This window comes from Microcystis sp. LE19-41.2A (assembly GCF_027530405.1).
In the GTDB taxonomy this organism is placed as follows: Bacteria; Cyanobacteriota; Cyanobacteriia; order Cyanobacteriales; family Microcystaceae; genus Microcystis; species Microcystis aeruginosa.
On sequence record NZ_JAPZQJ010000396.1, the window covers coordinates 1 to 12,257 of the forward strand.

Annotated in this window: 13 protein-coding genes and 1 pseudogene; 10 read left to right on the forward strand and 4 right to left on the reverse strand. The window is 40.1% G+C overall.

Annotated features, from left to right (window positions below):
* Positions 1 to 301 (reverse strand): annotated as a pseudogene (locus O9290_RS16095) (DUF4351 domain-containing protein); the annotation flags it as partial.
* Between the two features lie 150 nt (positions 302 to 451).
* Here O9290_RS16095 and O9290_RS16100 point away from each other — a divergent pair.
* Both O9290_RS16100 and O9290_RS16105 read left to right on the forward strand, forming a co-directional pair.
* Positions 452 to 2,158: a potassium channel family protein gene (locus tag O9290_RS16100; protein WP_288054922.1), complete on the forward strand. Its 1,707-nt coding sequence runs from the start codon at positions 452 to 454 to the stop codon at positions 2,156 to 2,158.
* Complete coding sequence (locus O9290_RS16105; protein ID WP_002776534.1) at positions 2,155 to 2,409, forward strand: hypothetical protein; 255 nt, start codon at positions 2,155 to 2,157, stop codon at positions 2,407 to 2,409. Before O9290_RS16100 ends, O9290_RS16105 begins: the two co-directional genes overlap by 4 nt.
* 117 nt (positions 2,410 to 2,526) lie before the next feature.
* Here O9290_RS16105 and O9290_RS16110 read toward each other — a convergent pair whose 3' ends face one another.
* Entirely contained in the window at positions 2,527 to 3,138 is a 612-nt protein-coding gene (locus O9290_RS16110) for a Uma2 family endonuclease (protein ID WP_002793139.1), read from the reverse strand.
* A 369-nt stretch (positions 3,139 to 3,507) separates the two neighbouring features.
* On the opposite strand from O9290_RS16110, the gene O9290_RS16115 reads away from it, so the two are divergent.
* Positions 3,508 to 3,714 carry a UPF0223 family protein gene (locus O9290_RS16115; protein ID WP_002740011.1) on the forward strand — a complete coding sequence of 69 codons (207 nt, stop codon included), beginning with the start codon at positions 3,508 to 3,510 and terminating at the stop codon, positions 3,712 to 3,714.
* A gap of 78 nt (positions 3,715 to 3,792) precedes the next feature.
* On the opposite strand, the gene O9290_RS16120 is transcribed toward O9290_RS16115, so the two are convergent.
* Positions 3,793 to 5,907, reverse strand: a complete 2,115-nt coding sequence (locus tag O9290_RS16120) for a pentapeptide repeat-containing protein (protein WP_288054924.1) — start codon at positions 5,905 to 5,907, stop codon at positions 3,793 to 3,795.
* Between the two features lie 41 nt (positions 5,908 to 5,948).
* Positions 5,949 to 6,467, reverse strand: coding sequence for a hypothetical protein (locus tag O9290_RS16125; protein WP_190380182.1), 519 nt, complete (start codon positions 6,465 to 6,467; stop codon positions 5,949 to 5,951).
* 536 nt (positions 6,468 to 7,003) lie between these two features.
* Between O9290_RS16125 and O9290_RS16130 the strand changes: the two genes are divergently transcribed.
* The 7 genes from O9290_RS16130 to O9290_RS16160 all read left to right on the forward strand — a co-directional run bounded on the left by O9290_RS16130 (position 7,004) and on the right by O9290_RS16160 (position 11,976).
* Positions 7,004 to 7,240 carry a hypothetical protein gene (locus O9290_RS16130; protein WP_043998271.1) on the forward strand — a complete coding sequence of 79 codons (237 nt, stop codon included), beginning with the start codon at positions 7,004 to 7,006 and terminating at the stop codon, positions 7,238 to 7,240.
* 15 nt (positions 7,241 to 7,255) lie between these two features.
* On the forward strand, positions 7,256 to 7,741 hold the full coding sequence (locus O9290_RS16135) for a retropepsin-like aspartic protease (RefSeq protein WP_155120357.1): 486 nt from the start codon (positions 7,256 to 7,258) through the stop codon (positions 7,739 to 7,741).
* 42 nt (positions 7,742 to 7,783) lie between these two features.
* Positions 7,784 to 8,104: a hypothetical protein gene (locus O9290_RS16140; RefSeq protein ID WP_002757320.1), complete on the forward strand. Its 321-nt coding sequence runs from the start codon at positions 7,784 to 7,786 to the stop codon at positions 8,102 to 8,104.
* Positions 8,105 to 8,240: 136 nt separating this feature from the next.
* Positions 8,241 to 8,681, forward strand: coding sequence for a hypothetical protein (locus O9290_RS16145; protein ID WP_002757317.1), 441 nt, complete (start codon positions 8,241 to 8,243; stop codon positions 8,679 to 8,681).
* 332 nt (positions 8,682 to 9,013) lie between these two features.
* Positions 9,014 to 9,580 carry a nicotinate-nucleotide adenylyltransferase gene (locus tag O9290_RS16150; protein WP_072923928.1) on the forward strand — a complete coding sequence of 189 codons (567 nt, stop codon included), beginning with the start codon at positions 9,014 to 9,016 and terminating at the stop codon, positions 9,578 to 9,580.
* Positions 9,577 to 10,305 (forward strand): NUDIX hydrolase, encoded by a 729-nt coding sequence (locus O9290_RS16155; RefSeq protein WP_288054928.1) that lies wholly within the window; start codon positions 9,577 to 9,579, stop codon positions 10,303 to 10,305. The genes O9290_RS16150 and O9290_RS16155 overlap by 4 nt, the downstream gene beginning before the upstream one ends.
* A 12-nt stretch (positions 10,306 to 10,317) precedes the next feature.
* The gene (locus O9290_RS16160; RefSeq protein ID WP_288054930.1) at positions 10,318 to 11,976 is read left to right on the forward strand and encodes an NAD+ synthase; all 1,659 of its coding nucleotides are present in this window, start codon (positions 10,318 to 10,320) and stop codon (positions 11,974 to 11,976) included.
* The last annotated feature ends 281 nt before the right edge of the window (positions 11,977 to 12,257 follow it).

The following is a 12,257-nucleotide window of genomic DNA, read 5'->3' on the forward strand; positions in this document are numbered from 1 at the left end:
GTTGTTGATGACGGTGAGCTTCTCTTTGTAATTGTTCCCGCACAGTCAACAGTTTAGATAAACAAGCGAGAATTCCCTCAATCGTGACAGGATTGCGATAGGGTTCCAATAGACAAGGGGTTTGAGCTAATTTGCCCAATAAGCCTAATTCGGGCGGTATTTTGGGGGAAGTCGGTCGAAAATACACATCGATTTCTTGAGTTTCTGCCGTCACATCAAGGCTAGTTTTCACGTCACCGGAAGAAGCAAGAAAAGTTTCGAGGTAATCTTTACTAAATTTATCCCAGAGAAAGCGAGTCAAGGCTGAAGTGATTCAATCGATGATCAGGGTTATTTTATCATCTTCAAAGCCTGATTAGGAAAATTGGCAGCATTGCATCTTTAGTTACAGATTTTTCCTAGTTTTTGCGCTAGAACTGAAAGGTTAATCAGCAAAAAACGCGCTCGACGAATGAAACCGCAAATCATCGTCTGTGGATTAGGTCGCACGGGTTATAAAATCTTTTGTTTACTCAAACAACAATCTGCGGCAGTAGTAGCGATTAGCGATCGCCAAATGGTCTGCGAATACCAGTCTGATATTATTATCGGCGATCCCTGCTCTCCTAAAACTCTCCTGCAAGCTGGCCTTCCAGATGCAGAAACCCTAGTTTTGGCCATCGATAACGACGCACTCAATCTAGAAATTCTCACCCGCGCAAGAATAATTAACCCGAAAATTCGGATAGTTAACCGACTATTTAACGAAACTTTAGGAGAAAGACTCGATCAAACCCTCCCTGCTCACGTTAGCATGAGCGTTGCTTCCCTAGCAGCCCCGATCTTTTCCTTTGCTGCCCTTGGTAATAAAGCTATCGGTCAATTACAGCTATTCGATCGCCTTTGGCCAATTCAAGAGATAATTATCGAGGAAAATCATCCTTGGTGGGGATTACCCCTCTACGAGCTTTGGGACGATCCGGCCCGAATGTTAATCTATTATCTCCCAGCCCACGACGAAATTGATCTGGTTTCCGCAGTTCTTTCGGGTAAAAAACTCCAAACTGGCGATCATCTCATTATCGGCAATAAACCGACAATTAAGGCAAAACAGCGTTTTAAACTGCAAAAGTGGCTGAGAAATCTACTCAATCTCCGTCCCTATCAGCACTATGTCCAACCAGTAATTCTTGTCACCCTTTCCCTGCTGGGGATGATTTCCCTTGCTACCATTACCTATCTCAGCGTTAATCAAAAAATTTCTCTTGTCGATTCCCTCTATTTCTCCGTCGGGATGATTACCGGCGCCGGAGGTAACGAAAAAGTGGCCGAATCTACCCCCGATAGTATCAAAATTTTTACCGTGGTCATGATGATTGTCGGTGCGGGGGTTATCGGTATCTGTTATGCTCTCCTTAACGATTTTATCCTCGGTAGTCGCTTTAAGCAGTTTTGGGATGCTACCCGCATTCCCGTCCGCAATCATCACATTATCTGTGGTTTAGGAGGTATCGGCACCCGGATCGTGCGACAATTGCACGACCAAGGCTGTGAAGTGGTGGTGATTGAATCGGACCCCAATAATCGATTTTTGCATTCCGTGCGCTCCTGGGGAATCCCCGTTATCATCGAGGATGCGCGTCTAGTGGCTACCCTAGAAACCGCTAATATTAACAACGCCGAATCTTTGATCGTGGTTACTTACGAGGATATGATTAATGTGGAGATTGCCCTCACTGCTAAAGCGATCGCTCCTAAAATTAATCTAGTTTTACGCTGCTCTCAGGAACAATTCGGGCGATCGATTCAAGAGGTTTTTGATTTTGATACGGTATTATGTCCCCGGGATCTGGCTACCTATTCCTTCGCTGCGGCCGCTTTGGGCGGTAGAATTCTCGGTAATGGCATGACCGATGATCTTCTCTGGGTTGCTTTGGCTACATTAATCACACCTAATCATCCTTTTATGGGGCAAATTATCAAGGAAGCGGCGATGAATGCCGATTTTGTGCCACTTTACCTAGAAAAACAGGGTCAAACTATCCACGGTTGGCAATTACTGGAAATCACTCTCGATCAAGGTGATATTCTTTATCTAACTATGCCGGCTATGCGTTTACAACAGGTTTGGCAAAATACTTCCCTAACTATTCCCCAATCTTTCCGCGATTTAACATGATTTCCGGTCTTAATTATCTGAGCAAAGCTAGTTATCGCTGTATCTTGAGTTTAGGCAGTGCCGGCAGTATTTTAAGTCTCGCTAGTGCCAGCAGCATTTTAAGTCTGGTTAGTATCGGCAGTATGCTCAGTATTGGCAGCGTCGGCAGTATTCTTAGTATTGGCAGTGTTGGCAGTATTCTCAGTATCGGCAGTGTCGGCAGTATATTTGGCATCTTTCAATATCATTCTCTGCCTAACTATCCAGAGTAGTTCCAATGAACTACTTCTCACCGCTTCTTTGTCGATGGCGGTTTTTTGAGTTTAAACTGTGGGGCGATCGCTTTTTATGAAAACAAAATAGAAAGGTTATTAATCGGATTAAGGGATTTATGAGGCTGCGGCAAAACTAACACGACGATAAATTTCTAGCAAGGGAAGTTCAACGTTTAAACTCTCCAGAGGGATTATTTGACTAAGTTGATCGTAGGTTTGTAGTTGCCAGCGATCGCTCTGTGCGAGTCTAAAATATTGCTCAATGTAGGGTTCAGTTTGGCTAACGAGCAGATATTCACAAAAACTTGGCAGGGAACGATATTTTCTAAATTTATCACCTCGATCATAGGCTTCCGTGGCGGGGGAAAGCACCTCTACAATAAATAAAGGATTAAGAATTTCATCTTTGCGATCGCCGTTAAATTCCGGTTCATGGTTAACAACCATGAGATCGGTATAGGTTCCACAATGATATTCAGGAATCCACAACCGCAGATCGCTGTTATACAGACGAAAATCCCTATCTCTCAATAAAAATCCCAAAAAAACCGAGATATTGATCGCAATTGCGCTGTGGGTTGCGGTTCCTCCAGGCATAAGAATCATTTCTCCATGGCAATATTCATAACGTTCCTGAGAAGTTTCAGCGATCGCCCGATATGCTTCCAAAGTGACAGGGGTTTTGGTGACTGTCGCAATAGTTGGTTTTTCTTGAGCGATAATCATCTTTGTCTTTCTCCGATATTCTAAGTGGCTGGTTATAATTAAATTAATAATGGATTTTAGGTTCGATCCCCCCTGCCCCCCTTGATAAGGGGGGTGCCGATAGGCGGGGGGATCCCCCTTAATAAGGGGGGCATCTGATAATTTTTAACGCCTACCCACTTATTAATTAATTTTATGGTTATTTTTTAGGGATTGTGGGGAAGCGATCGCTTTTTATCAAAATAGAATAGAAAGAGCGATCGCAGTTTTTCTGAGGTGAGAGAGAAAAATTTTTTAAGAGCGAACTATCGTTAATTTGATTGTATGTATTATAATTGAGTCGTTAAATTTAACCAAAATACTATACTGTCCTCATCGAGGTTATTGTTTATGAAATCAGAGTATGATCTCGCTAATATGAAAAGTCGTCCTAATCCTTTTGCTCAACAACTCAAGCGGCAGGTCACTTTACCTTTAAGGATTGATGTCATTGATTTCTTTGAAAAAAAAGCAAAAGAAAAAGGAATTTCTTATCAGGAACTAATTGATTTATATCTTCAGGATTGTGTGACAAACGACCGAGAAATTTCTTTTTAGCGATCGCTTTTTATCAAAATAGAATAGAAAGAGCGATCGCATTGTGAGCATCAGTTAATAAAACAATAAAGTTCGGGGTCAGGTACTCAGGTTTGCTAATTGTTCCTGAATATTAGCTTGAGTAGAGAGTTTTTCGGATTTTTCCCATAGAGCGTTAAAGATACTTTTATCTGTCTCGACAACTCTTGTTTGATAGGAAATATAACCTGATTCTGTTTGACCATTCATAGTTCTTCTCGCTGTAAAAGAATTTCTGGGAACAGATAAGTTTTCGCTAATCAATAGGTTGGTATCATCCCAACGATAGCCTTCAACATTTTTGGCTTTTTCCTGACAAATCCAAGCAACTTCTATGCCAGAGTTAAGTTGTTCCTGAATCACTTGTAAATGCTTTGGAGTCGGAACTTCAGGAAGAATAAAGACTCGTTGAATAGAAATCCACCTTTTGATTAGTTCTTTGTTAACTTCCCAGAATTTTTGACCAAGGGGATTATCCCACCAGATGGAATCTGTCATGGGGTGAATAGCCAAGATTCGAGATTGACTTTGAGGATCAATGTGTTTGAGTAGTTGAGCAACCTTTTCTAAACGAGATTCGCCGCTAATTTCAATGTTAATTTCAGGCATAATTGTGTTAGTCAAAATTGTGCCATCAAGGAGGGTTAGATTATTTTCATCTAATTTAACATCGGTCAAGTTAGCTCCCGTTAGATTAGCTTTGCTCAAATTGGCATGACTTAAATCGGCTCCTGTTAAATCAGCATTAGTTAAATTAACCCTCGAAAGATTAGCCTGACTGAAGTTACATCCCATTAATTTTGCGTCGGAAAGATTGGCCTCACCATCCATTAAATTGACTTGGCTGAAATTCAGTCCCCGAAAATCTCGTTCGCCAATTTTGTGCAAATATGTCAATTCTTCCGTGCGATGAATATCGGGGTGATATTCCTTGGGTGCATAAACGGCAATCATCGCTTTGACGTAGGCGAAAAAATAAGCCTTGAGAATATTTTCATGGGTGTAGATGGTAATCACTTCTTTACCATCATACTCAACCACCGCCTTGACAGTTGTGGCTCCTTGTTGACCCGGTGTCAAGTTGGCTAAATAGATAGATTTAAGGGTATGTTTAACCTCAACTAAATGAGCTAGAGCCTCATTAAAAGCAGTAAAAAGTGCATCTACTGAACTTTTTTTAAAGGCCGATTCAGTGTAACGCTCTTGGGTTTTTGTATTGCATAAGATAACTGTCGCAGAAGTTAAATTGTTATTGGCACAGAGAATTTCAAAGTTCTCAATTTTCCAGCCTTGAAAAAGGAAAAGATTATCTTCAAAGAATAAGTTTTGTTGAGGCTCGTTTTCTAAAAGCTGATTGAGTTTTACTTTTTCATTTTCCATTGCCGCTTTACCGAGATTTTTGAGAGTTCTTTCGATAGAAGCTGGCGAGGTATCTTCCCCTAAAAACTGTAAGAATAAGGAAGGAGAACCCACAAAAGGATATCCACTGGCAATGAATTCTCGATCTGCGATGGTGATAATACCTGCTAGGCTATACTTTCTGGCAATCTCAACTTGAATTGCCGTTTTTAAATTAACGTTGGGATATTTTTCTAGGTCAATTTCTTTCAAGTTAACTTGACCGACGTTAATTTTACTCAGAAGTTCAATGATCAAACGATTGGCATATTCTTGAGATTTCAGATTTTTGATATTATGCCAAATTTTGATTAATCCCATTTCTCCAAAGTAAGGATTAATTTTTCCCTCTAAAACAAGTCCCATAACCCTAGTAGCTTCACTGTTAAGAGTCGTCTGATTTCGTAATAAAAACTCTTCAATCAGAGCAGCGTCAATTAAGACTTTTGGAGCTTGAGAATTGTTATCTTTTGATGGGAATACCTCTAAGTTATCCAGAAAAAAATCAATATTTATACTAGGATGATTAGTCACTTTATGCAAACTAAGCTTGATTTCGTACTGCACAAAATCATCAGATTCGTTTTCGAGATTATTTCTCAAATCCCAAAGTTTTTTAATCACTTGAGGCTCAGGATATTCCCCTAATTTCCTTATGATTTCAGCACGGATATCGCTATCCTGTTCATTGTCTAGTTGAGCTAACAAATCATTAATAATGTCAGCACGGGGAGTGACCGATGTTGGTATCTCGCACAATAACTCTGTGTTTTCCATTTTTAAATCAATCTCCTTGATTGGTGGTCTTCTCATCCGCACTAATTGTGTCTGACAGTAAAAGACTGCTCTAATTGAGAATTTTCAGCGTAGCGTGTTGGCAAAACTCTCACTAATTCATCGTCATTAATGTCAACAAGATAGCCCTTTTTAAAGAGAATCCTTCTTAGGGAAGTAATTCCCAGACGATCACTGTCATCTAAATCAAGATAAAGTTTAAGATGGGATCCTAGATTTTTGTTGAAATCTGCGTTTAGATTTTTGCCGCTGCTATGATTGAACATTTCAGCGAGGTCATCCGCAGAAAAAAGACCTGTAGCCGCCAGATAGAAAATAATTTTGTATTTTTCAGATAGGGGTTCGATTTCTGCCAACAAAGCTTCTAGCTTGGGTATATCCAAACCACAGTTTCTTGCCTGCTTTTGGGCATCACACAGTGACAGGAGCATTTTGTATTTTTCAGATGGGGGTTCGATTTCTGCCAACAAAGCTTGTAGCTTGGAAATATACAAACCACAGTTGCTTGCTTGCCTTTCGGCATCGGATAGGTTTTGGGGCATTGACGAGAGCGTCTTCATGGCTGTATTTTCGAGCTAGTTAGCATATTTTGAAATGGAGTACCAACAATTATTGTTTAATGATAGCAACAATTGTTGGTTAAACATTGCAACAATTGTTGGTTGACATCTTGTCTCTATTTCCAAAGCAAGCACCCAGTTGGGAAACCAACCCCTACCAAATTTGGGGTTTTGCAATAACCAATAATTATTGGTTGATTTCTCTTTTGTCTCATGTAATCCTAGTAGCAAAATAACTTTTTGGTTGTTATTGCAATCCCCTCTAAGCAAGTATCGGTGACTACAAATATAGCTATGTTGATTACCTTAAGATCGAAAATCCTCCCAACTACTGTCGATTAGTCACATCTTTCTCAACATTTCAACCCTTTGTAGCACAGGGCTTTCAAGACTCGGTTAACAATCTGGAGTGTCTGTACCGTTATATGCAGGACGGTTGCCAGAAGCAATTCATCCGATGACTATTGCGAATCTATGAATCTATAAAGATCCTGATCAAATCAACTGCCACCTTAGCCATGAAGACACTTAGCCACAAAACAGAAGATTTGAGTATAGCCGATGTCTCATCCTATTACCCCGATCAATGGGTGGTCGTAGAGATCACTGGTCGCGACAAATATGGCTGGCCAGAGAAAGGTAAGGTTATTGGGTATTCAGACGATAAAAGTAAGCTGATACAAGAGACTAAACATTTGAAGGGAGACTTATATTTGTTTTATACAGGTCTTGTTGACGGAAGTAAAGTTGCTTAAAGTTGATAATGAGTCTTGGCTATCAACGCTACAGCTTTTATCCTTACTCCATCATCCTTAATCTACATGGCCGTCATTGTCGTTGAACATACATTTGAGGGAGACCACAATCTTGAGAGATTGTCTATGTGGGTGATTCCAGTCACTGTTGAGTTTAACGACAACCGAAGAACGGTTAATGTCCTACTAGATACGGGGTCACAGGTGACTGTCTTTCATCCAGATTTATTAGACTTTCTAGATTTACCGACATCTCAATCATCTGCTCGGGGAAGTGGTGTAACGGGTAGTTCTTGGTATAGGACTGCTAGGCTTGATAGACTGGAAATAGGTTCTATTTTGTTTAGTGAAACAGAAGTTTTTTTTGGCTCTCTTCCGGGAGTATTCTCGAAATACTATATTGATGGGATGTTAGGAGGGGACATTCTCAAAGAATTAAAGGTAATCATTGATTATCCTCAAAAAACTCTTAAACTAGAAAAGCTATTTATTTCGCTTTAACGTGGTTTCCTCTATTATTCATCAAGATTTAGGAAAGATTAAATGTCTGATAATCTCCAGCCAACTCAAAAACTCAAAATTGTTTCCTTAGAACCTAAAATTGTTGTTGTACAACGAGATGATCTGAGTCGAAATACTGAAAAATCTGGCGAAAGTGAAGATGAGTCCGTGATTTTAGCTCCACTCTTCATCGATCCTGAGCAGGCAATTGATGACTTAAGCCAGTTGATTGATAAAGTTCATGATGAGTTTAATAATGCTTGCAAAAAACGGAATCTCGAATGGGAGGCTGAATTAGAGTTAGGAATGGAGTTTGGAGTCAAATTTACAGCAAAACTTAAAATATCACCGAAAAAAGAATGAACCGCAATTGCGCCTTTGTAGATAACGCCCACCTGTGGGCAATGCCCACCATCTGTTATTATGAGGGGTAGATAGGGTCTTCCTAAAAACTAATCAAGGATTTAAAATACGTTCGCGGTGGTAGGGTTGCTTAAAAATGTTAGAATCTATACAAAAAACACAATCTCCTTTAGCTTTGGCCCCTGCGTTGGAGGCTGCCATTAAACGAGGCGAAGAAGCGAAGAAGCGGTTCCTATCTAAGCAAGGCGGAACCTTAACCAGCGCTGAGGTTTGTCGTGTTTTAGCCTGTAGTTCTTTGGAATTAGAAACTATGAGGCTCAATCATCGGGTCTTAGGTTTATCTGTCAACGAGGAATTAGTTTATCCCGCTTGGCAATTTGTTGATGGCAAAGTTTTGTCAGGTTTAGACCAAGTGTTAGCCGTCCTAAAAGAAGATGGTGCTTGGACACAAATGCTCTTTCTGCTTACGGGTGATATTCGTTTAGAGGGAGCAACCCCGCTAGAAAAACTCCAAAAGGGAGAAATCGAGCCAGTGGTTTGGGCCGCTAAGTGCTACGGGAGTCATAGCGCGGCGTAATGGGTTTGCCTCCTTCTGTTTGTGGGTTAGTACGTTTGAGAATTAGTTCACCAATTTTATAAAAAATAATATCTCCTGCAAGAATCAAAAATCTTCAGTAGCAGACAAAAGATAAGAGATAACTATCCTATTTATAAAACCTAAGATTATGTCAAATTTATCTGGGGTTTTAGATATTTTCACCCGATAGCGGCTCGATAACTTACTTTTGCAGGAGATAACTGATCCTCTTGCCCTATTTTGGTAAAATCAACTATAATGGGGAGAAGTTAATCTTTGCCAAGCTTGAGCAGAGTTAAACTAATCCCTCAGTGAGCAAGCAATTGAATCCTATGCTTAAAATTGCCCTTTTTGGAACCAGTGCCGATCCTCCTACTGCCGGTCATCAAGCCATACTAAAATGGTTATCGGAACAGTACGATATCGTTGCGGTTTGGGCTGCCGATAATCCCTTTAAAAATCATCAAACCAGTCTCGAACATCGTCTGAGGATGTTAAATTTGCTCATCCGGGATATTCAACCCCCAAGAGATAATATACAACTGCGACGAGAATTAAGCGATCGACGTAGCTTAATTAGTGTGGAAAAAGCGCAAGCAATTTGGGGAGAACAGGAGGAATATACCCTAGTCATCGGTTCTGATTTAGCTGGACAAATTAGGCACTGGTATCGCAGCCGAGAATTACTAGAAAAAGTCAAAATTCTCGTGATTCCTCGTCCAGGCTATCCTATTAATCAAGATGATATTGAACAACTGCAAACATTAGGGGGTGATTGTCTGATTGCCGATGTATTTGCTCCGGCTGTATCCTCAACAGATTATCGAGAAAAAGGCGATAAACAGGCTGTTCCTGCACCGATTAAAGATTATATCGAAGGTCAAAAACTTTACGCATGAAATCGCCAAATACCCTAGCTAATAAATCTCTAGCTGATTTTAAAGTCGGAGTTGATAACGTGATCTTTTCCGTTGATACCCAATTAAATCGGCTGCTGGTGCTTCTGATTAAACGACGGGAAGAACCTTTTAGTAATTACTGGAGTTTACCCGGAACTTTAGTTAGAAATGGGGAATCACTGGAAACGGCAGCCTATCGAATTTTAGCCGAGAAAATTAGCGTCAATAATCTCTATCTGGAACAGTTATATACTTTTGGCGGTCCAGAGGGAGATTCCCCAGCAGCGGCCGAGAGTTTTGGGAAACGTTATCTATCGGTGAGTTACTTCGCTTTAGTGCGGTTTGAAGAAGCAAAGTTAATCACTGAACAGGATCATAATATCACTTGGTATATGATTGATAAAGTGCCAGATTTAGCCTTTAATCACGGTCAAATTTTGGAATATGGCTGGCGAAGATTACGCAATAAAGTAGAATATAGTCCCGTCGCTTTTGAGGTTTTACCAGAATTATTTACTTTAAATGATCTTTATCAATTTTATGAGACAATTTTAGGTAAAAATTTTAGTGATTATTCTAACTTCAGAAATCGGCTATTGAAATTAGGATTTCTCAAGGATATGGGTTTAAAAGTCTCTCGTGGTGCCGGTCGTCCGGCTAGTTTATATCGCTTTGATGAAAAAGCTTTTGCTCCCTTTAAAGAGCAACCGTTAGTTTTTGTTTAAATAGGAAAAAATATGAGAATTGCTATCGCTCAATTAAATCCCATTGTTGGAGATATCGAAGGAAATGCCCAAAGAATTTTAGAGGCTGCTCAAACGGCATTTAATCAGGGAGCAGAATTACTTTTAACCCCGGAATTATCCCTCTGTGGTTATCCTCCCAGAGACTTGTTATTAAATCTGGGTTTTGTGGAAAAAATGTCTCGACAATTGCAATTATTGTCACAACAATTACCAGAAAAGTTAGCCGTCTTAGTCGGTTTTGTCGAAAAAAATCCCTCGGCAACGGTCAGAGGAGAAAAGCCGTTATTTAATAGCATAGCTTTGTTAAAAAGTCAAGAGATTAAACAAATTTTTACTAAACGTTTATTGCCTACCTACGATGTTTTTGATGAGGATCGTTACTTTGCTTCTGGGAAAGAAAGTCAATATTTTCAACTAACAGAAAATAATGTAAAAATCGGTGTAACTATCTGTGAAGATGTTTGGAATGATGAACAATTTTGGGGTCAGCGTCAATACGCGGTTAATCCCATCGCCGATTTAGCTAATTTAGGAGTGGATTTAATCGTTAATCTTTCCGCTTCTCCCTATAGTGTCGGTAAGCAAAAATTGCGAGAATCTTTATTATCCCATAGTGCCACTAGATATAATTTACCGATAGTTTATGTCAATCAAGTGGGAGGTAATGATGATTTAATTTTTGATGGTGACAGCGTGGCTTTTAACAGACAAGGAGAAGTGATTTATCGCGCCCAAGCATTTACTTCTAGCCTAGAATTAATCGAGTTTAATCAAGATTTGTTACCCGCAGTTATTCATCCTTTACCTGTCAATGAAGATGAGGAAATTTATCGAGCCTTAGTCTTAGGAGTGCGAGATTATGTGCAGAAATGCGGTTTTAAACGGGTAATTTTCGGCTTGAGTGGTGGCATTGATTCCAGTTTAGTTGCTGCTATTGCCAGCGACGCATTAGGTAAAGAAAATGTTCTCGCTGTGATGATGCCTTCTCCCTATAGTTCCGACCATTCCATTAGCGATGCAGTGGCTTTAGTTAATAATTTAGGTATCAAAAGTGAGAAGTTAGCAATTAAAGAAATTATGAACGCTTATGATCAACTTTTAGATGGTATTTTTGCGGGGACTGATTTCGGTATTGCTGAAGAAAATCTTCAGTCACGCATTCGCGGTAATTTATTAATGGCTCTCTCTAATAAATTCGGTCATTTACTATTATCCACTGGCAATAAATCAGAAATGGCGGTGGGATATTGCACCCTTTACGGTGATATGAATGGTGGTTTAGCAGTGATTGCTGATGTGCCGAAAACGAGGGTTTATTCCCTCTGTCGCTGGTTAAATCGGCACGGGGAAATTATTCCCCTGAATGTGATTAATAAAGCTCCTAGTGCTGAATTAAAACCCAATCAGAAGGATCAAGATTCTTTACCTCCCTACGAGATTTTAGATGCTATTTTAGCACTATTAATCGATCGCCATCAATCCGCCGAACAAATTATCGCCGCCGGCTTTGAGGCAGAAATTGTGCAGAAAGTGATTAAATTAGTTAAAAATGCCGAATTTAAGCGCAAACAAGCTCCCCCGGTCTTAAAAATTAGCGATCGCGCTTTTGGCACTGGTTGGCGAATGCCCATCGCTAGTCGTTGGGGTTAGGGGGTTTTTCAGTTATCAGTTATCAGTATTAAATAGCAGTTTTCTACGGGTGTATCTCGTTTTTGTAAATCTACGAAGTTGGGATTTTTAAGGGGAAACTCTCTTTTAAAATTGGGCGTTACTTTCGATTTTATCACTCAATCCAAGCTTTTGGGGGGTTCTACCCCCCAACCCCCCCGTTGGGGGCGTGGCGCCGCCCCCAAACCCCGGAGCGCATTAGTTTTTCGGTGGGCTGCTTACAGGTAGTTGTTAATACTTTTGTACGCATTTGAGAGTGACTG